The sequence below is a fragment of the Oscillospiraceae bacterium MB08-C2-2 genome (assembly GCA_035621215.1).
Lineage (GTDB): Bacteria > Bacillota > Clostridia > Oscillospirales > Ruminococcaceae > WRAV01.
Genome location: CP141729.1, coordinates 530,553 through 551,273, shown reverse-complemented (window position 1 = coordinate 551,273; position 20,721 = coordinate 530,553). Strand labels below are relative to the sequence as shown.

Genomic DNA, 20,721 nt, shown 5'->3' with positions numbered 1-20,721 from the left:
ACACAATAACAACCTTAACAATGTGAAGAAGGAGAATTGGCTTTTTGAAAAGAACAAATTCTAAGGAGCTTGCTGCAAACCGGGAGGTTTGCGAAAGGTAAACTCCGCAATCCTCCCAAAAGGAGATTCATTTACTTTTTGGAGGAACACTTCTATGAATCGAGAAAACAAGCGCAAGCAATACGAAAAGGGTTATTTTAAAGCGAACGCCTGCCATGATATTTTTATCTGCAAAAGTTGTGGAAGGCAGGTCATTCCCGAAGGTGCCGGAAGCGAGCACCGCAATCACTGCCCAAACTGCCTAACAAGTCTGCATGTTGATAATGAGCCCGGCGACCGCCAGGCAGACTGCGGCGGAATTATGGAGCCTGTATCTGTATGGGTTCGAAATGGCGGCGAATGGGCGATTATTCACCGCTGCCGCCGGTGCGGGGCGTTATCCTCAAACCGTGTTGCCGCAGATGATAATCCCATGAAGCTTATGAGCATTGCAATGAAGCCATTGTGTCAGCCGCCTTTCCCTTTAGAACGTATAGAGGAGATGGTAGCCCTCATGGGTGGCGAAGGCAGCATAAAACAAAACTCAAGATTTTAATATTTCTATACTTTTGACACGCTTCACTCCGATGAGGCGTGTTTTTTTCATCTCAAATCAAAACTTCATTGCAAGGCTCTTGGAGCCATCTTTAGTGCAGCAAGAACAGGCCGATTTGCGGCCTGCGGTCTTTGCCCCACAAATAAAGACGCAGTTTTTATTTGTATCGTCTATAATTATGAAAATCCAGCTCTTTTCTTCTGCCAAAACAGTGCTTAAATATAAATGATAAATTCTTAACTTTTCTTTTGTTTATCACCAGAACATGATATACTATTTGCATGCAGTCTGCATAAAGTAGGCTGCATCCTTTTACGCCTGCGGGCATGCTGCGATTTTCTTTTCCGCCTAATTATCTTAAAAATACACTCAGCAAAGGAAATTGGAACATGAACAACTCGGTAAAACAAGGCTCTCAAGGTTACAGCTATCTGATGATGATCGGGCATATCTGTACTGACATGAGCCAAGCTGCCCTTCCTGCTCTTCTTCCCTTTTTGGTTGCCCAACGGGGCATTGATTATGCTTCCGCCGCCGGACTTTTGTTTGCCAGCAGCTTTTTATCCTCATTGGTTCAGCCGGTTCTGGGGGTTATAAGCGACCGCAAGGCAATGCCGTGGCTTATGACTCTTGGAATGCTGATTTCTGGTGTGGGAATCGCTTTTATTGGTTTTGTAGATAACTATTGGGCCATGTTTGGTCTAGTGACCTTTGCCGGTTTAGGGAGCGCTATGTTTCATCCCGAAGGCGGCAGAATGGCCAACTGCGTTGCCGGTGAGCATAAGGGCCGCAGTGTGGGCATTTTCTCAGCCGGTGGAAATATCGGCTTTATTGTAGGGCCGATTATGGCCACAGCCGCTGTCTCCGTTTGGGGCATCAAAGGCGGAGCGATTATCATTCTGCCTGTCATCGCTATTTCGCTGGTTTTTCTTTTTCAACAGAAAAAATTCCTGCAATTTTCCAGCGCAATGACCGATGAAGAACGCAAACTTAACGCCGATAACGGCCAAAAGGATGATTGGCCCGCTTTTTTTAAGCTTTGCATCTCGCTGTTTGCCCGTTCCATTATACATAGTGGCTTGCAGGCCTTTATCCCGCTCTATTGGGTGGGTGTGCTGATACAAACCCAAGAACGTGGCAGTATGATGGTCACCGTTATGGCGATTGCCGCCACCATTGCCACCCTCATCAGTGGGCGCTTGGCCGATCGCTTCGGCTTTCGCCGTGTGATTTGCACTTCTTTTGGGGTCATCTTCCCTCTGCTGATTCTCACTCTGCTGACCAAGAGTGTAATGGTGGCTACTGTATTTGTCATTTTTCTTTCGGCAGCAGTCAACTTTGCCTATACCCCATCTGTAGCTTTGGGGCAGAAATATTTACCCAACCGTCTGGGCTTAGCTTCTGGAATCACAATGGGCCTGACGGTCAGCATTGGCGGCATTTTCTCACCTATGCTGGGAAAAATAGGCGATATTCACGGCCTTCCCACCGCTATGTATGTCCTATCCGGCATCGCTTTGATTGGCTTCTTGGGCACTCTGCTTATCAAAGAGCCAAATCGCCCGGTACAGTCCGTTATGATTCAGCCCGAAAATATCTAATTGTTTTAAAGAATTTGTATTGATTATGGGAGGTTCCTTGTGTTAAAAGAAATGCGCCGAAAAGACCGTTCACTAGGCCAAGCAGAAACAGAACAGGTACTCCGCAAAGGCGAATATGGAGTTCTTTCCACTGTTGCAGCAGATGGAGAGCCTTACGGAATACCAATTAATTATGTCTACCACAATGGAGCCATTTATTTTCATTGTGCTTTGGCTGGATCCAAGTTGGCAAACATTTCTCACGAAAGCCGGGTTTCTTTTTGTGTAGTGGGTGAAACGCAGGTTCTTCCTAACGATTTCACTACCAACTATGAAAGTGCCATTGTTTTTGGGACAGCCTGTGAGGCCAGCGGAGAAGAAAAACAGCAGGCTCTCACCGCCATTATCGGCAAATATTGCCTGGACAATTTGGAAACCGGTGTTTATTATATCGAGAAAATGCTTCCCCGAACCAAAGTAATAAAAATTATGCCCTCTCATATTTCGGGTAAAGCAAACAAGAAAATGCCTGGCTAAGCATGCAACCGAAAACCAAAAATCCCTTTGCAAAAGCAAAGGGATTTTTTAATTCATTTTATTTTTGAGCTTGCTTTAGACAATCTGCCAGGAGGCGATCCAGTTCGCTGACTGAAATGGAGCAGCCCGCCACTGCATCAGTATGCCCATCGTCGGTTAGGGCCAGAGCACCCGGGCCATTTTCAATAATAAACTGTTCAGCCGCAACGGCTTGATCATACCACTCGTTGTTGGCACCCCCCGCCAGCATTCCGTAAAGCCCGCTTTTCGAGTACTGTTTTTTGCGAATCGGAATGCTGTCATCCTTATAAATGGCGTCCCAGTTGATTTTGGCTATTTTTCCATGCTTAATGGTTAGCTCCAGTGTTTCCTTCCAACCGCTGGAAGAGAATTCCGCTGCTTGAGCGGTATACACCCCATCCCGATAGGAAGTGAGAGAGCATCCGGGAAGCAGAATTGCCTGCACAAGGAGCAGCAGACAAACAAATACCTTGATTCGTTTCATAGTTGTCTCTCCTGTTCAAAAGATTCTATCCATAATACGCTTTACAACAGCATTGATTCCAAAGACTATCGGGAGAATTTACATACAACCCGGCTCCTTATGAAAGTGAAGATTACAGGCTCATTGCCTGCGAATCCCAAAGGCGAGGCACAGAGGCCGGTTCCGAAGGCAGCTCCAACAACTGAAACTGATTGACCAGCTCAAGGAGGAAAGCGGATTGATCGGAAATTTCATTGGCCGCATCGGCAGAACTGGAAGCAATGGAATTGTTTTGCTGCACAACCTCTTCCACATGCTCCACGTGGGTAATAATCTGGTGAATAGCGGAAAACTGCTCCTGTGAAAGCAGCGCGATATTATTTATGATGGAGGTACTTTGCTCCACACCCGCCACAATATCCTCAAGAGATTTGGCCGTTACCTTGGCGGTGGAAGCACCAATCTCTGCCTTTTGAATGGTATCCGAAATGAGGTTGCTGGTATCTTTGGCAGCAGCAGCAGATTTGGAGGCCAAATTGCGCACTTCATCGGCAACAACAGCAAACCCCTTGCCGTGCTGCCCCGCTCTGGCCGCCTCTACAGCAGCGTTGAGCGCCAATATATTGGTTTGGAAGGCAATATCATCAATAACCTTAATCACCTTATTGATCGCTTGGCTGGCGTTGTTGATATCGGTTGCAGCCGCCATCATACGGCTCATTTGCTCGGTTCCCTTGTGAGCATTATCCTGAATGCTGCTGACCAGACTGGCCGCCTGACCAGCGAGGCTTGTGTTTTCCTCGGTTGTTTTGCTGACACCGATAACCGAATCGGAAAGCTGCTTCACCGAAAGCTGCTGGGCATGGGAGCCGCTTGCCAGCAACTGAGAGCCCTGAGAAAGCTGCCCGGCCTCTTCGTGAACCTGCTGGGTGGAACGGGCAATGGTGCCAAACTTCTGATTTAGGTTCCGCAGCATTTTTTCCACCGCAAGCCCCATTGTATCCCGGTCAGACTGGAGGGCTATATCCACTGTAAGGTCTCCATCTGCCACACAGGCAAGGGTCTCGTTGACACTGTGCAGCCGCTCGGTCATAATCAGCAGGGCCTGTGTGCACTGGGCGACCTCATCCTTGGTTGCGGCAACCGTTTCCAGCTTGGATTGCAGTTCCTGCGGAATCTGCAGGTCACCCGACTGCCCGATCTGCATCAGAACATCCCGCATATACTGAATGGGCTTGGTGATGGAGCCAACAATGACTATGGCCATAAAGATTGCCGCCAACACCGAAACTATGGAAATTAACACCGCCAGAACCAGTGCAACGGTATTAAAGCTTCTGGTATCCTCCAGCTTGTTGCTGGCAATATCATCGATATCTAAAACCGTGTTGGAAAGAATCTCGTGAGCCAACAGGTTCACCCGGCGAACCTCTAAACCGGCAGCGACGTATTCCTCTTTGGCTTTTGCAGAAGCTTTAGAGAAATCCCCTATCTGGTTATAGCGCTGCTGCAACAAAGCAAGCCCGGTACGCCACTGGCCATAAAGCCCCTCAAAGGCTTCAATATCCGGGCGCAAATCTGCAAGCAGAGGATAAGAATCTATGTGTTCATAAAGCTTTTTAAGGCGAACATCGCAATACATCAACTGTTTATTTACGTTCTCATAAGATACCTCGGTCGGAGAGTCATAAAGCAGACCGGCGGTTACTCTTGTTTCATTCAGGATGTGCAGCAAGGAGTTGGCTTCGTTTTGTAAGCCGCTGTAAATGCCTACCTGATCGATATTGGAGCCTGTCATGCCAGAAGACGTTACTGTTGTGACTGCGAGAGCAATAAGAAGAATAAGAATACAGGCAAATCCAACTGCAATCTTGGTACCGATCTTCATGTTTCTCAAAATATCCACTCCATCATCTGTGTGATACCAAAGCTCTGGTGTATAACAACAAAGTTTTAGAATCACAACGTTATAAGCCCAGTAACCACCCAAGGACTAATTGACTGACATCTACTAAACACAAACCTAAAAACCTTAAAGCCACAATACTCGCCTACATCCTGTCAGACATACCGCTGTTGCCCGGCAGATGAATACTTTCTGGAAGTACGATGGCGGTTCTTGCCATGCGCTTTTACAAAGCGTCGGGAATTGAGGCGCCTGCGGAACCGAAATTCCAGTAGAAAAAGCTTCAATATCATAAAGAACAATATCAAGAGACCCAATCCAAGAGGGATAAGAACAACAAACAATGCACATTTACCCACAGCTGGCCAAAAGGTGCCAAAGCTGCGCACTTTAATCACAGAGGGCACCGGGCAATAGTCCGCGCTGTAAATAAAATCTGCTTGTAAGGGCTGATTGCCTAATTCCAGCCTCTGCCCTGTCTGAGAATCTACAGCAAAGTACTCCACCTGCGAAGCCACCATATCCTGAACATCAAAAGCCCGGGGAAGATCAACTTTATACTGAATATCAGACTTATTTAAATAAGAGGGCAGCAGAACGGTGTATGCCTGGGGTGCTGTAAAGGTTACAGCGCCCACCCGTTCCCCACCGGAATAAAGCGCCGCCGATTGCTCCCCCACCTGCTCCTTGGGAATCGCCACCGGGCTGAACTGCTCAAAACCATAATTTAAAAGCTGTCTGGTATCCGAAAACTTGGTGTTTCGATTGGAAGATTTTAAAACCACGCAAATTAAGGTACGCCCGTCACGCACGGCAACAGTGGACATGGTATGCTGCGCTTCACGGGTATAACCCACCTTTCCCCCAATAACATCGGCGTAATAGTTGGCGGATTCCGGCAGCAGCATATATTGATAGTTCGTCAGCGGCCGTTCCTCCGGCTGAAGGTTGGTGGAAGGCACAGTATGATGGGAAGTGCCAAAATAGGACATAAAAATCGGGTTTTGGATTCCATATCGGGTAATGAGAGCCAAATCATAGGCAGTGGTATAATGATTGGAGTCATGCAGGCCGGAAGGGTTAACAAAATGCGTATTCCGGGCACCAATCTCCTGGGCCTTTTGATTCATAAGCACGGCAAAATCCGATTCAGAGCCGGCAACATGCTCCGCAACCACATTGGCCGCGTCATTGGCCGAAGCCAGCATAGTAGCATACATCAGTTCAGAAAGAGGCAGGGTTTCTCCCGGGCTGAGGGCAATATGAGAGCTATCCCACGGAAGCTTGACAGCATCTTCACTGACCGTGACCATACCGTTCATATCACTGTATTGAGAGGCCAATATTCCTGTCATAATCTTTGTGGTACTGGCCGGATACATTTTACGATCCATATTCTTCTGATACAAAACCTGTCCGGTTGAGGCATCCATCAGAACCGCCGCCTCAGAAACAATACTCAGTTTCTCATCGGCACTGGCGGGCAAAGCAGTTATATAAAAGGCCGTAAGCAACACAGCCAACAAAAACGCAAATTTTTTCACTAATTCCCTCTCTTATAAGCAATTCCACCATTTTTGCTGTGAAAATTTCCACCTGGTTCAAACCCAAACTGTTATTTAGTATACTCCAAAACCTGCCTTTTTTCAAGGTAAGGCGCCTTCTCTCTATTCTAAAACTACCCTTTTTCTAAAAATCTCCAAAAAAGTTTTTTTAGAGGTTGACAAACCAAGTAGGACATGGTATTATTCATGAGCAGTCAATTTTCACGTGCGGATATGGCGGAATTGGCAGACGCGCTAGATTCAGGTTCTAGTGGTTGCAAGACTGTGCAGGTTCAAGTCCTGTTATCCGCACCAAGATAAGTTGACGAGTTTTTGATAAAAAAACTTGTCAACTTTCCTTTATTTATACGGGTTTACAACATTTTAAGTGATTTGAAGATTTCCAGAACGTATGGATTTGAACCTACACGGAAATAGAATATTAATAATTATGAGAGCACGACGGCTATAAAGGCTATCGTGCTTTTTTCGTACCCTAACTAAGAAAGTGAGGATCTGACCATGACGAATTATATTGACAAATCAAATGGGATTACAGAAGGCTTGCGCAAAACCTTTCAAAGCACAGACTGCAAGATAGCGAACCGTCGGTGCTATGGCTATGATGTTTCGCTCAATGGTGACCTCACCGTCAATCAGGGTGATGCAAAAGTTGTTCGTTGGATTTTCAGGCGGTATCTTGCGGGTGACAGTTTTGGCAAAATCGCAGCCGGTCTTGAAAACCAAGCAGCCCTTTCCCCTACCGGAAAAGCGAAATGGAATCGTGAAGCGATTTCCAAATTGCTCTCGAACGAAAAATATACAGGCTCGGTTCTGCTGCAAAAAACGATGAGTATTTGTGGTACGCAATTTAAAAACGAAGGCGAGCTCGATCAGGTATTGATTACTCACCACCATGAGGCAAAGGGTGACAGAATGGAAGGAGACAACTGGATGGACATCCGAAACGACCGGCAAAAAGGAATGAGCTACACAGAAATTGCCCGGAAATATCACATTGACCCGCGCACAGCAAAGAAGTATGCACAGAGCGACACGAAACCTGTGTACAGCCTGAGCGACCCAAAGCCATCAAAGCTGGACCCGTACAAGGAGCAAATCATGATCTGGCTGGAGGAAGCGCCGTACAGCGCACTGCGAATCTGGGAAAAGGTTAAGGAGCATGGATTTGACGGCAGCTACAGTGTGGTGAAGCATTTTGTGCGAGGGAAAAAAGAGCAGTTGGACGAGAAAGTAACGGTACGGTTTGAAACGATGCCGGGGCTGCAAGGTCAAGTAGACTGGGCATTCTTTGAAGATCATGTAGTGCCCCAAGATGGGAAGATGAAAAAACTGTACTGTTTTCTGATGGTACTGGGATACTCCCGAATGCGGTACATAGAGTTTGTGACAGACATGAGCACCAACACGCTAATCCGCTGCCATCAAAACGCATTTCGGTACTTTCAAGGGTACCCGGAGGAAATCCTGTACGACAACATGAAGCAGGTGGTCATTAAGCGGCTGCTGAAGCAAGAGGACAGTACCCTCAACCGACAGTTTGAGGACTTTGCGGGATTCTACGGGTTCAAGCCGGTGCTGTGCAGACCGTACCGGGGCCAGACAAAGGGCAAGGTGGAGCGGACGGTCGCCTTTGTGAGAGACAATTTCATGGTGGGGATCAAATACAATTCTTTGGACGGTCTCAATGGACAAGCGGTGGCTTGGTGCAACAAAGCGAATGGAAACGTCCATGCCACAACCGGGGAAGTTCCCTTTGAGAGACGAAAAAGCGAGGGGCTAAACCCTCTTTCCCGTGAATACATCATTGACAAAATCAATTTGAGGCGAGTACAAAAAGACTGCCTCATCTCGTATGCCGGCAATCAGTATTCTGTACCAGCAGAATACGTCGGCAGAGATGTGGCAGTCATTGCTTTGGACAACATGCTCGCCGCCTACTAGGTCGGAAAACAAATTGCCCTGCATCGGATATCGTACCAGAAAAAAGATATGGTAGTCAATGCACAGCATTACCGAAGATTAACGATGAAGCAGTCCTTCGACACCCAAAACACGCTGTTGGAAGGTAACAATGTCATTGATTTTCCCATCAAACCGCCAAGCTTGGATGTCTACGACGATGTGGCGGAGGTGGCGAAATATGAGTGAGGTCTTGTATGATCGGCTCAAAGAAAATCTGGAAGCCCTCAAAATGCGCAATACCCTGGAGATTTTGGACAACTACCTAGAACGGGCTATCAAAGATGAACTGAACATCGTGGATGTCCTCGACCACATCTTCACCGAAGAGGCACAGAGCAAGCGGCAGAGAGCCTATGAGAAGCAAATCCAGATGTCCGGGTTCCCCATCAAAAAGACGCTGGACGACTTCGATTTTTCTTTCCAGCCGTCCATCGACAAGCGTCAGATCGACTGTCAACGGCGATTTAAATTTGCAAGAAAACGCCGATTAAATTTTGTAGGTTTTGGGTGGGAGGAATGTCGGGCATAAAGATAAATTACTGAGCGTTCTGCTCAAACAGGGTATTGACTATTTGCTGCTTTTGCTTCATGTACTCTTTTCGCTCTTTCAGGCGATAGCTCTCGCCCTTGATGTTGATAACAGTGCAGTGATGCAGCACCCTGTCAAGGATAGCGGAAGCAATGGTGACATCGGCAAAAACCTCATTCCACTGGGAAAAGGTCTTGTTTGAGGTAAAGATGGTAGAGGCTTTCTCGTATCTTTTGGCAATGAGCTGAAAGAACAGGTTAGCCCCCTGAATATCCATGGGCAAATACCCGATTTCGTCGATGATGAGAGTTGATGTAGTAGGTGGAGTAGCGATTTTTTGCGGCAACCATGCCCAGCGCATTGGCTAGATGGGTTTTGCCAACGCCAGGTGGCCCCAAAAACACTACATTCTCAGCATTCTCCACGAACCGCATGGTAGAAAGCTCGTCGATCTGACGCTTGTCGATGGACGGCTGGAAAGAAAAATCGAAGTCGTCCAGCGTCTTTTTGATGGGGAACCCGGACATCTGGATTTGCTTCTCATAGGCTCTCTGCCGCTTGCTCTGTGCCTCTTCGGTGAAGATGTGGTCGAGGACATCCACGATGTTCAGTTCATCTTTGATAGCCCGTTCTAGGTAGTTGTCCAAAATCTCCAGGGTATTGCGCATTTTGAGGGCTTCCAGATTTTCTTTGAGCCGATCATACAAGACCTCACTCATATTTCGCCACCTCCGCCACATCGTCGTAGACATCCAAGCTTGGCGGTTTGATGGGAAAATCAATGACATTGTTACCTTCCAACAGCGTGTTTTGGGTGTCGAAGGACTGCTTCATCGTTAATCTTCGGTAATGCTGTGCATTGACTACCATATCTTTTTTCTGGTACGATATCCGATGCAGGGCAATTTGTTTTCCGACCTAGTAGGCGGCGAGCATGTTGTCCAAAGCAATGACTGCCACATCTCTGCCGACGTATTCTGCTGGTACAGAATACTGATTGCCGGCATACGAGATGAGGCAGTCTTTTTGTACTCGCCTCAAATTGATTTTGTCAATGATGTATTCACGGGAAAGAGGGTTTAGCCCCTCGCTTTTTCGTCTCTCAAAGGGAACTTCCCCGGTTGTGGCATGGACGTTTCCATTCGCTTTGTTGCACCAAGCCACCGCTTGTCCATTGAGACCGTCCAAAGAATTGTATTTGATCCCCACCATGAAATTGTCTCTCACAAAGGCGACCGTCCGCTCCACCTTGCCCTTTGTCTGGCCCCGGTACGGTCTGCACAGCACCGGCTTGAACCCGTAGAATCCCGCAAAGTCCTCAAACTGTCGGTTGAGGGTACTGTCCTCTTGCTTCAGCAGCCGCTTAATGACCACCTGCTTCATGTTGTCGTACAGGATTTCCTCCGGGTACCCTTGAAAGTACCGAAATGCGTTTTGATGGCAGCGGATTAGCGTGTTGGTGCTCATGTCTGTCACAAACTCTATGTACCGCATTCGGGAGTATCCCAGTACCATCAGAAAACAGTACAGTTTTTTCATCTTCCCATCTTGGGGCACTACATGATCTTCAAAGAATGCCCAGTCTACTTGACCTTGCAGCCCCGGCATCGTTTCAAACCGTACCGTTACTTTCTCGTCCAACTGCTCTTTTTTCCCTCGCACAAAATGCTTCACCACACTGTAGCTGCCGTCAAATCCATGCTCCTTAACCTTTTCCCAGATTCGCAGTGCGCTGTACGGCGCTTCCTCCAGCCAGATCATGATTTGCTCCTTGTACGGGTCCAGCTTTGATGGCTTTGGGTCGCTCAGGCTGTACACAGGTTTCGTGTCGCTCTGTGCATACTTCTTTGCTGTGCGCGGGTCAATGTGATATTTCCGGGCAATTTCTGTGTAGCTCATTCCTTTTTGCCGGTCGTTTCGGATATCCATCCAGTTGTCTCCTTCCATTCTGTCACCCTTCCTGTCTTGCCCACAGGCAGACAGAAAAAGTGTATCATATGTCACTCCCAACCGCCAAAAAACTGCATTTTTTAATTGCCACTTTCTTGCATTTTATCACTGCTGCTGACAGTAAATATGCGCAGATTGAAGACAAAGAGCTGGCGGTTGAACTGGTTAAGAGCTATGCCTATCCCGCTGCCGCTGACCGGGTGGAAAGTGCAACCAGGGTTTATGATAATGTTCTTTACTTTGCCCAACTGCTGCGCCTGATTGCAGGCCTCGACAAACCGGAAATCGGAACCCTTACCCTGAATGGGGAGCAGATTTTAGAACCCGATCCGCAGCGCGGCTATGTATTTCAGAACGGCGGTCTTTTCCAATGGTTAACTGTTGAAAAGAATATTGCTACCGGGCGCAAGGCACGCCATGTTTATAAAGAGAATAAAGACCGTGTAGCGCATTATATAGATCTGATCGGCCTGACCGGATTTGAAAAGTCTTTTCCACATCAAATCAGCGGTGGTATGGCTCAGCGTGTTGCGATTGCCCGGGCGCTGATTAACAACCCCACAGTGCTGCTCCTCGATGAACCCATAGGCGCACTAGATTCTTTTACTCGTGCCGACATTCAAGATAAGCTGCTGGAGTTGCGCAAAGAAAATGAAACAACCATGATTCTGGTAACACATGACGTGGACGAAGCAATTTACCTTTCCGACCGGATTGTAGTTATGACTCCCCGCCCGGGAAAAATCAGCGAGATCATGGAGATTCATCTTCCACACCCGCGCCACCGGGGAGGTACAGAATTTTTGTCCATTCGCCGGGATATTTTAGAAAAGCTTCATCTGGCAAGCGCATTGCCGCAGCCGGAGTATACCATATAAATTAGGGAGGATAAAGACAGATGAGTAAGGAAATGAGGCAGATTGCCATTTACGGAAAGGGTGGTATTGGGAAATCCACCACAACCCAGAATCTGACCGCCGGACTTGCAGAAAGCGGCAAAAAGATTATGGTGGTTGGCTGCGACCCAAAGGCAGATTCCACAAGGCTTTTGTTGGGAACGCTTGCACAGCGCACCGTTCTGGATACGCTGCGTGAAACAGGCGATGACGTTGAGCTGGACAGCATTTTGCGCACCGGATTCGGCGGGATCAAGTGCGTGGAGTCTGGAGGACCGGAGCCTGGTGTTGGATGCGCCGGACGCGGGATTATTACGTCCATCGGTTTGCTGGAGCAGCTTGGCGCCTATACAGAGGATCTTGATTACGTTTTTTATGACGTTCTGGGCGATGTTGTTTGTGGTGGATTTGCCATGCCGATCCGTGAAGGAAAAGCCAAAGAAATCTATATTGTGGCAAGTGGTGAAATGATGGCGCTGTACGCCGCAAATAATATTGCAAAGGGAGTTGCTAAATTTGCACAAAAGGGCGGCGTGCGAATCGGTGGTATTATTTGCAACAGCCGTAATGTAGACCGGGAAATTGATTTGTTGCGAGCCTTTTCAGCAGAGCTGGGCACACAGCTTATCTATTTTGTGCCCCGTGATAACGTGGTGCAGCGTGCTGAAATCAACCGCAAAACGGTGATCGAGTATGAGCCAGATTCACAGCAGGCCGAAGAATATCACCAGCTTGCCAAAGCTATTAACGAAAACACCCATTTTACCATACCCAAACCAATGACACAGGAACGTCTGGAAGAGATTTTACTGGAGTATGGGCTGATGGAAGCATTGAAAGATGATTATCGCATTTGATTCCCAACCTTCTAGTAGCGCTTGATGGAACTGATTCTACTGGATTTTTCCAAGTCCCATAATTTCATTTCCACCATCAAAAAACCGTCGATTTTTAATCGGCGGTTTTTATTTTGCTTATATTTATGCGAGTTTGAAAAGGATAGGGACAAGGTAAGCGGTCTTTGATTGAATGAAGTTACCACACACCATTCTGAAAGGAGACAGCAAACCATGTCTGAGAAAATTGTACAGTTAAATTATGAAACAAGGGTGGACACCGATAAGATCGGCGTCCACCCTTGTTTTTCCCATGGCTTTTGTGCCATTGTTCAGCGCTGGAATAGCGTGAGCAGCACAATCATTACGCCCAAGGCCGGGAAAAAGCAGGATTATTTAGAATGGTCTTCTTTCCATTCCAATGCATAAGCGGCAGTGTTCTGACTGTCCTGGTTCAAATCAATTCTATATTTGAATTGTGACACAAGTTCTTTAAGCACCGCTGCCTGAGAGGATAATTCCTCGCTAGCTGCCGCTGATTCCTCCGCCGTAGCGGAGTTTGTCTGAACAACGGACGATATCTGATCCACTCCTTGGGTGACCTGCGAAATAGCGGCAGCTTGCTCCACAGCCGCTGCAGAGATTCCAGCCATCGATGCAATTGTTTCTTCTGCGCCCTTGATAACAAGCTGTAAGGACTCTGCTGTTTCTTCTGCGAAACGTGCGCCACTCTGCACAGAGTGCAGGGAGCGTTCAATCAGCATAGATGTATTCTTAGATGCTTCTGCTGATTTAGCAGCAAGGTTTCTTACTTCGTCGGCCACCACTGCAAAGCCCTTTCCCGCACTTCCTGCACGGGCCGCCTCTACTGCGGCATTTAATGCAAGAATGTTGGTCTGAAACGCAATATCCTCGATTGTTTTAATAATTTTGCTGATTTCATGGGAAGAAGCCGTAATATCACTCATAGCGACCAGCAGGTCTTGCATTTGCTGATTGCTGTGTTCAACCTGAGCGCCCGTGATCTCCGCTTTTTGAATGGCATCCTTGGCGTTTGCCGCTGTATCGGTAACCTGCTTGGAGATATCGTTAATTGCGGCAGCAAGCTCTTCCGACGATGCAGCCTGTTCGGTGGTTCCCTGGGAAAGTGCCTGTGCACCATCGGATACCTGGCTGGCTCCAGCATCCACCATGTCAGCCGATTGACTGATCTTATGTAGGGTATCACTCATCTTTCCATGCAGCTGACGTATGGAAAGCAGTAATTTTCGATAATCTCCTACATAATTTTCCTCCGCACCCGATCTAATATCAAAGTTACCTTCTGCCATTTCACCAAGCAAATATCCGATATCGTTGATAATGGTTTTAAGGTTTCCTGCCATAGAGCAAAAGGTATTGGATAGAATACCAATTTCGTCGTGTGAGGAATACTGAATGTTTACATCCAGACTGCCCTGTGAAATACTCTCGGCCGCTTTTACCACTGTTTGCATGGGGCGGAGCATCCTTTGAAGCACGGTGATCGTTACAATAATCAGAAGAACGAGAACCACCGCACAAACACCTATCAACAACAGCGAAGTCTGTGTTGCTGTTTTATTTACGTCTGCGCTGGCAACAGCGGTTAACGCCCACCAAACTTCATTTCCAGCCTTAATTGGGTAGAAAAACCGAGCAAATTTTGCCCCATTCTCCCTTGTCGTTTCTACATGGAATGCTTCTCCTTTATCCATGTTAGATCGTACTAGTTCCAGTTCGGATGCAACAGGCGTATATTTTCCTATCGTCATGCCAGCTTCGGCAGCCTCTGCACTGCTGTAAATGATGGTCCCGGTATTATCATAGATAATGGCATACATAGATTCGTACCGCTGGCTTGATGCATTGATTTTATCGAAATGGTCGACATCTATATCTGCCACGATAACGCCCTGAACCTCGCTGTTATAAATAATAGGCACGGCATATGACATCATCTTTACACCGGCGTATTCATAGGGATCAGTAAGCCCGATTTGCCCACTTTGGGAGGCCTCTTTATAATATGACTCTATGGAATAAGTTTCATATTCAGCAAAAGGCTTAATATCATCCTGAACAGTGTTCTTATCAAGATAAAATGCATAGCTCTTTATATTATCCTGAAATTTATACGGTTCGAACATTACGCCCATGCCCGTTACATCATCGTTGTTTTTTACCAGGTTACGTGCAGTTTCTGTAATATACTGCTCCACATCAAAATTCAGGGGGGTGATCGTCCGATTATATATGCTGCTTTGATGCAAAGCCACAATTGCGGGATCTGTTGGAAGAATCATTTGTTCCGGCTTTTGCTCAGCAATCTTATAAGCCTTTTCCAAGTAGGAATTCATATCAAGAGCAGCAGAACCTGCGGCCTCAAATATTTGTTGGATTTGAAATGCGTTTAGTTGCGCCCTTTCTTCCAGTTCTGCATACACTGCCGAGGAAATAGAGGAACGAGAAAGGCTTACCGTCAGAAATATAAGCCCTGAAAAAACAATGATTAAAATTCCTCCAAGAATAACAGCCAATTTCGATGAAAGTCTCATTCTTTTCAACATGGATGGTCATTTCCCCTTTAATTTTCTGTAACTCGTGATAATTCAACTAATTCGTGTTCCTCAAGCAACTCGGAAGCAACAATTATAAGTATAGTCTTTTCTCTTTTATCCAATCCTTTTGAAAGATGGGCAATTCCTTTTAAATACCTGCAGTTGGATATTTCTGATTTCACTTGCGGAGGCAGAATAATTTGCTCGGGTAATAAATCGCAAACTTCATCCACCTCATCTACAATAAATCCATAACTTCCTTCTGGCAGCTTAGTGATAATAATGCAGGTTCTGTCATCGTAAGCGCCTTGAGGTCTGCCAAAGCGCACCCGCACATCAATTACCGGAATAATGTCTTCTCGCAGGCTGATTACGCCCTTTATGTAGGATGGGTGATCAGGCAACTGGGTAATTTCCTGCATCCCAACAATCTGAACCACTTCTCTAATAGAAATGCCAAACAATTGATTGTCTGCACGAAATGTTAGATACCGATTGTCGGTGGTGTTTTCGTCGTTGTACTCAATCTGCCATAGTTCCTGTTTGCTCATATTAAAGACCATTCCTTTCTGCGAAAGGCACCAACAAAGCATGAAACATGGGCGCCAATCGCTTGGGGTATAAATACCGTCTCAATTTGCTAGACTATGCTCTGTGGAATGGGCGGGGCTTACTCCCCGAAACTTGGATTGTGGATTAAAAGGTTGGCGAAATAGTGCAGTTCGCTGGTGTGTGTTTTGCTGTTTTCGGACAGTTAGCTTGGCTATGCTCTTTTTACGAGGTGTTGGTTGCAGTTTGTTTCAAACTAAACTCCCCTTTTTTCACCTGTAATCAATATTTCTCCAAGCCAGCCGCTCCTACCAGCGAAAAGTGAGTTTCATCGCTTCTGGATTTTATCGGCAGTTCTGGATTTTCAAAAATACTATGGGTATTGTTATCATCATGAAGCTTAAATTTCTTTACCTCGTGTTGCAAGGCTTGCGCTTGAGTGGCTAACTCCTCACTGGCAGCGGAGCTTTCTTCTGCAGTGGCCGCATTCGTTTGAACAACAGAGGATACTTGAGACAAGCCCTGATTAATCTCCCCAATCGCTTCCGCCTGCTGGGCAGATGCCCGTTCAATATCCTCAATTGATTGCTGAACAAGTTCTGCTTTTTCTGATACAGTGCTCAGCAGCTTTGATGTTTCAGCGGCCAACAGCTCGCCCCCTGCTACTGTTGCAACAGATTTATCAATTAAATCTGAAGTCTGTTTTGCGGCTTCAGAAGATTTTGCGGCAAGACTGCGAACCTCATCGGCAACCACAGCAAAGCCTTTTCCGGCGGAGCCGGCACGGGCAGCTTCAATGGCTGCGTTAAGCGCTAGAATATTCGTTTGAAATGCAATATCCTCAATTACCTTAGTAATGCTGGATATTTGCTCAGAGGAAGCACTGATTTCTTTCATTGCATTATTCAGCTTCTGCATATGTACATTACTTGCCTCTACGCCTTCTCCAGCCTGTTTTACATATTCCGAGGCCTTTTGAACGCTTACAGCGTTTAGCTCAGACTGCCGGGCAACACTTGTCACAGAAGCAGTCAATTCTTCAATGGTAGCCGCCTGCTCTGTCGTGCCCGAGGATAGTGCTTGTGCGCCATCCGAAACCTGTTCGGCACCGATGTTCACCTGTTCCGATGTTGCTGAAATAGAAGAAGCCAGGGTGTGGAATTTTCTAACCAGTTCGGCCAGAGAATGTCCGAGCAGGTCATTTTCACCTCTGACTGTGATTGCAGTGGTAAGATCGCCTTCTGCAACAATCTGGGTTTGATGCACCTGCTCCTTTGTGCTGGCTATTAAATGGTTAAACGATAAGGCAAGAACTCCAACCTCGTCCTTTCTGTGTTTTAGCAGCCAGTCCTTTTCATCAATTACATTGTCAATATTAACATCGCCCACAGCAAGCATGCCGGAAACCGTGGATAACATTTGAATCGGTTTGCTGATAATAAAGGATATATACTGAGAAAATAACAGTGCCAAAGCCGCAGAAAAGATAATAACAGCTACCATTATAACAATGGCGATTCTCGCACTTACCGTATTGCCTTCAGCTGTAACTTCAGCTTCTTCCGAGACTTTATCAAACAGACTTAAAAAATCATCCCGCAGTTCGTTTGCCAGATCGTCCATTGATTGAGAAAAAGCAACCGTTTGTCCTTGAAGTGCGGCCTCATTTTCTTTTGTCACATTAGCCTTATATTCATCCCAGTCCCCCCTCATTTCAGCGGTCAACGCCAAAAGCAGGGGATCTTTTACAGCCAAATCAAAATTGTGGAGTGAGGTATCAATCTGTATAATATTGTTATTAATCGTTTCCACCAATTCTTTTATTGCCGCAGGATCCTTTGTGTTTTGACGACGAATAGAGCTATAGCGAACCTGCATAAACTGGACAGCCGCTTCTCCGGCATAATTGAGTCCTAAGGTATCTTCTTCATAGAGTTTGGTATCGTTGGTGTCAATACGATAAATTGAAACAATGCCAACAACGCCTATTATAACGGATAATAAAACGACACACAGGAAGCTTGTTGAGAGTTTTTTTGAAATCTGTAAGTTTTCAAACCACTTTTTCATTTTGGGGCCCTCTTTCTAATACTAATATTTGTTTGGTGTAAATAACCATTGGTATATGAGTGCAAGGCCTTTCAGGCTATGATCAGTGGAGTGGTAGGGTGATGCATTTGGTGCAATGCCTTCCGTTGTCGGCAACAGCCCCTCTGCCCACAGGTGTAACCGCTTTTAGCGCCTCTCATGTATCCCTTGCAGTATTCCTATTTGTGAGAATAATGAAAAATGAGCTGTAAACGCCGCAATACAGATTGCTCCCTCAAGCTAAATTCACGTGTAATGTAATTGTTGAGTTGCATATGTTTAGATTATCGTCCTAGTAATAAATTTCTTAATCACCCATAACAAGCAGTTGGATAGGTCATGGGTCATTTGGTTCGGTTGCAAGGTCAGTATAACGAAACTGACCGCTATTAATGAAAGAACAAGAATATAGTTTCTATGCACGGAATACAATTCATCCATTGAGTTATAATACTCTTAGCGGTCGCCCTGCATAGTCGCAGTATATCTAGAACAGCGCATTTGCAGCAATTCATTCGTATTTATAGGGAAATCAGGTTAGGTGTGACGGCAAAATTGACGGCGGAAACTGTAAGTTACATATGCGCTGTGTGCATCTCGTTAAATTTATCAATGGCGGCTTTTTTGTGTTCCATTAGAGAATGTGCATAGACATTGAGTGTAATGCTAACATTAGAATGCCCGAGTATCTCACTTAAGGTTTTGATATCAACGCCAAGTTCCAACGCCCTTGTTGCAAAGGTATGGCGAATGGTGTGAAACTTGCGGTCTGTTACACCTGCTTGTGTCAAAATCTTTTTATACTGTCTTTGGTAAATCCGTGGGTCATAAGGCTCTGAATTCCCTGTAAGAATATAGCAGTCGTCGTTCATAAGGCTGGGATGCATATTGTTTAAAAGACTTATCAAAAATGTGGGCAGTGGAATTTTTCTTAAAGAAGATCTACTTTTGGGAGTCCCCACATGCAGCAATGTTTTACAATTTCCCTCATCAAAGTTACGTATGCGCGATACGGTTCGCCTAATACATACCGTGCCTGCTTCAAAATCAATATCTCTCCATTTTAAGGCGCATAGCTCCCCCAAACGGATGCCTGTATAAAAACAAATAAGAATTCCCAAGGCCTTTTTATTTTTGGAGCTTTCCACTGTATGCTCAATTAGTCGCTGCTCTTTTATTGAGAAAATCGATATTTCTTTAGGAGCTATTACCTTTGGCAGAGTTACTGCTTCAATTAAAGAAGCTGATTCGGGAATGCTTTTGCATATTTCTCGAAGTGCTAGTTTGAAAATAGAAAGAATTTTTTTTCTGTACGTTTCGGAGATGGATGCATTGTTAGCAACTTTATTTACGAAACGAGCAATAGATAAGCTCGTCATCTCTCTGTTGTCTGCAAGAGAGAAGTGCGGAATCACGTAGCCATAAATACAATAATAATAACTTTCGTAAGTGGAAGGCTTTACGCGGTTTAAAGCACTGCCCGTTAGCCAAGTCTCAAACAAATCCGCCGCATCCAATTTGTTGCATTCAGCTTTGGTATTCTTATTTACATTGTGTTTGGGGGCTTCTCTCATTTTTATTCGTACTTCCCGATAGCTTTTGGCATAAAAATATTGATACCGCCCATCCGGCTTTAACAACCTCCCCTCCCATCGGCCATCCTTACGTTTATAAATGTTTTCTCCTTTTCGCGACATTGCGTTTTAACTCCTTTCAGATGTGACTACTATGCTGACGGCGTATTTTTCGAAAATAGACGAAAAAAGCCTGCATTTTTCATTAGATCTCATCTGAATAGCTTTTTTTGCTTGGTATTCTAGTAATGTTGACAAGCAAAACCACAAGATATATAATGAAGTATAGCAAAATATGTCGAAATATGTCGAAAACATTGTCTCTGTTCTAGATATACTGCGACTATTTTATCCTGTTTAAGAGGTATCTATCTTCAGACTGCGTTTTTGTATTAGCTGTAATTTACGGAAGACAAGAATATACTACACCGGAGGGTACAGTTTGTTTAACTGTACCCTCCGACTTTATAACAAGGGCAGAAACGGAAGGAGAACCATGAAAAAATCAGGCACTGACATGATGTTTCCTATTGCTCTGGATGCAATTGTATTGGAATGCAAAGACACTGCGGCACTGTCTGACTTTTACATCCGTCTTTTGGGGTGGAAGAAACACTACGCAGAGGACAGCGAATGGAAAGATATTATTTCCCCGTCAGGCGGCGTCAAAATTGCCTTCCAGCAAAACGGCGCATATACCCCGCCTGTCTGGCCGGAAGAACAGGTTGCTCAGCAACAGATGGCGCATTTGGACTTTACGGTTCGTGACAAAGAACAATTGGAGCTTGCCGCACAGCACGCTCTTTCCTGTGGGGCAGTAAAAGCCAAAGTCCAATATGATCCTGAAAAATGGATCACAATGATTGATCCGGCTGGGCATGCGTTTTGCTTTGTGATTTGGTAATGACTTTACTGCAGGTACTTGTTTTAATAAAGCATTATAATGGGGAAAAAAGGCTCTATGGATGAACAAAAAAATTCAAGTTCTTATTTGTAGCCTGCTTAACAACACCCCCATCTCCTTCTGAAAATAGCAATTGCACAAAATCATGTATATCTGCTACGATAACGCATCTAACAAACCCATA

Annotated in this window: 18 protein-coding genes, 1 tRNA gene and 2 pseudogenes; 11 read left to right on the top strand and 10 right to left on the bottom strand. The window is 45.7% G+C overall.

Going from position 1 to position 20,721, the window contains the following annotated elements:
- The first annotated feature begins 154 nt into the window (after window positions 1–154).
- The 3 genes from U6B65_02385 to U6B65_02375 all read left to right on the top strand — a co-directional run bounded on the left by U6B65_02385 (window position 155) and on the right by U6B65_02375 (window position 2,712).
- Window positions 155–595, top strand: a complete 441-nt coding sequence (locus U6B65_02385) for an RNHCP domain-containing protein (protein WRS27995.1) — start codon at window positions 155–157, stop codon at window positions 593–595.
- A gap of 389 nt (window positions 596–984) precedes the next feature.
- The gene (locus tag U6B65_02380) at window positions 985–2,196 is read left to right on the top strand and encodes an MFS transporter (protein WRS27994.1); all 1,212 of its coding nucleotides are present in this window, start codon (window positions 985–987) and stop codon (window positions 2,194–2,196) included.
- A gap of 39 nt (window positions 2,197–2,235) precedes the next feature.
- Window positions 2,236–2,712 carry a pyridoxamine 5'-phosphate oxidase family protein gene (locus tag U6B65_02375; GenBank protein WRS27993.1) on the top strand — a complete coding sequence of 159 codons (477 nt, stop codon included), beginning with the start codon at window positions 2,236–2,238 and terminating at the stop codon, window positions 2,710–2,712.
- Between the two features lie 58 nt (window positions 2,713–2,770).
- On the opposite strand, the gene U6B65_02370 is transcribed toward U6B65_02375, so the two are convergent.
- The 3 genes from U6B65_02370 to U6B65_02360 form a co-directional block, all read right to left on the bottom strand.
- The gene (locus U6B65_02370) at window positions 2,771–3,217 is read right to left on the bottom strand and encodes an FMN-binding protein (protein WRS27992.1); all 447 of its coding nucleotides are present in this window, start codon (window positions 3,215–3,217) and stop codon (window positions 2,771–2,773) included.
- A 112-nt stretch (window positions 3,218–3,329) separates the two neighbouring features.
- Window positions 3,330–5,084: a methyl-accepting chemotaxis protein gene (locus U6B65_02365; GenBank protein WRS28899.1), complete on the bottom strand. Its 1,755-nt coding sequence runs from the start codon at window positions 5,082–5,084 to the stop codon at window positions 3,330–3,332.
- A gap of 173 nt (window positions 5,085–5,257) precedes the next feature.
- Window positions 5,258–6,646: a D-alanyl-D-alanine carboxypeptidase family protein gene (locus U6B65_02360; GenBank protein ID WRS27991.1), complete on the bottom strand. Its 1,389-nt coding sequence runs from the start codon at window positions 6,644–6,646 to the stop codon at window positions 5,258–5,260.
- Window positions 6,647–6,874: 228 nt separating this feature from the next.
- Here U6B65_02360 and U6B65_02355 point away from each other — a divergent pair.
- From U6B65_02355 to U6B65_02340, 4 genes and pseudogenes are all read left to right on the top strand, one after another.
- Window positions 6,875–6,961: transfer RNA gene (locus U6B65_02355), tRNA-Leu, on the top strand.
- Window positions 6,962–7,168: 207 nt separating this feature from the next.
- Window positions 7,169–8,611, top strand: a complete 1,443-nt coding sequence (istA, locus tag U6B65_02350; protein WRS27990.1) for an IS21 family transposase — start codon at window positions 7,169–7,171, stop codon at window positions 8,609–8,611.
- A gap of 48 nt (window positions 8,612–8,659) precedes the next feature.
- Entirely contained in the window at window positions 8,660–8,818 is a 159-nt protein-coding gene (locus U6B65_02345) for a hypothetical protein (protein WRS27989.1), read from the top strand.
- Window positions 8,811–9,120 (top strand): annotated as a pseudogene (locus U6B65_02340) (ATP-binding protein). The gene U6B65_02345 and the pseudogene U6B65_02340 overlap by 8 nt, the downstream one beginning before the upstream one ends.
- A 48-nt stretch (window positions 9,121–9,168) precedes the next feature.
- Here U6B65_02340 and U6B65_02335 read toward each other — a convergent pair.
- The 3 genes and pseudogenes from U6B65_02335 to istA (U6B65_02325) form a co-directional block, all read right to left on the bottom strand.
- Window positions 9,169–9,880 (bottom strand): annotated as a pseudogene (locus tag U6B65_02335) (ATP-binding protein).
- Window positions 9,873–10,031, bottom strand: coding sequence for a hypothetical protein (locus U6B65_02330; protein ID WRS27988.1), 159 nt, complete (start codon window positions 10,029–10,031; stop codon window positions 9,873–9,875). The pseudogene U6B65_02335 and the gene U6B65_02330 overlap by 8 nt, the downstream one beginning before the upstream one ends.
- 48 nt (window positions 10,032–10,079) lie before the next feature.
- Window positions 10,080–11,108: an IS21 family transposase gene (istA, locus tag U6B65_02325; protein ID WRS27987.1), complete on the bottom strand. Its 1,029-nt coding sequence runs from the start codon at window positions 11,106–11,108 to the stop codon at window positions 10,080–10,082.
- Between the two features lie 50 nt (window positions 11,109–11,158).
- Here istA (U6B65_02325) and U6B65_02320 point away from each other — a divergent pair, with 50 nt between their 5' ends.
- The 3 genes from U6B65_02320 (at window position 11,159) to U6B65_02310 (ending at window position 13,272) form a co-directional block, all read left to right on the top strand.
- Complete coding sequence (locus U6B65_02320) at window positions 11,159–11,989, top strand: ABC transporter ATP-binding protein (GenBank protein WRS27986.1); 831 nt, start codon at window positions 11,159–11,161, stop codon at window positions 11,987–11,989.
- Between the two features lie 20 nt (window positions 11,990–12,009).
- Window positions 12,010–12,864: a nitrogenase iron protein gene (gene nifH, locus U6B65_02315; GenBank protein ID WRS27985.1), complete on the top strand. Its 855-nt coding sequence runs from the start codon at window positions 12,010–12,012 to the stop codon at window positions 12,862–12,864.
- 213 nt (window positions 12,865–13,077) lie between these two features.
- Window positions 13,078–13,272 (top strand): hypothetical protein, encoded by a 195-nt coding sequence (locus tag U6B65_02310; GenBank protein WRS27984.1) that lies wholly within the window; start codon window positions 13,078–13,080, stop codon window positions 13,270–13,272.
- Here U6B65_02310 and U6B65_02305 read toward each other — a convergent pair.
- The 4 genes from U6B65_02305 to U6B65_02290 form a co-directional block, all read right to left on the bottom strand.
- Entirely contained in the window at window positions 13,236–15,431 is a 2,196-nt protein-coding gene (locus U6B65_02305; protein ID WRS27983.1) for a methyl-accepting chemotaxis protein, read from the bottom strand. The two genes, U6B65_02310 and U6B65_02305, sit on opposite strands and share 37 nt — an antisense overlap.
- A 17-nt stretch (window positions 15,432–15,448) precedes the next feature.
- Entirely contained in the window at window positions 15,449–15,973 is a 525-nt protein-coding gene (locus tag U6B65_02300) for a chemotaxis protein CheW (protein ID WRS27982.1), read from the bottom strand.
- Between the two features lie 280 nt (window positions 15,974–16,253).
- Window positions 16,254–18,041 (bottom strand): methyl-accepting chemotaxis protein, encoded by a 1,788-nt coding sequence (locus U6B65_02295; GenBank protein ID WRS27981.1) that lies wholly within the window; start codon window positions 18,039–18,041, stop codon window positions 16,254–16,256.
- A 593-nt stretch (window positions 18,042–18,634) separates the two neighbouring features.
- Window positions 18,635–19,756, bottom strand: a complete 1,122-nt coding sequence (locus U6B65_02290; protein WRS27980.1) for a site-specific integrase — start codon at window positions 19,754–19,756, stop codon at window positions 18,635–18,637.
- Between the two features lie 373 nt (window positions 19,757–20,129).
- On the opposite strand from U6B65_02290, the gene U6B65_02285 reads away from it, so the two are divergent.
- Window positions 20,130–20,537 carry a VOC family protein gene (locus U6B65_02285; GenBank protein WRS27979.1) on the top strand — a complete coding sequence of 136 codons (408 nt, stop codon included), beginning with the start codon at window positions 20,130–20,132 and terminating at the stop codon, window positions 20,535–20,537.
- Window positions 20,538–20,721: the final 184 nt, after the last annotated feature.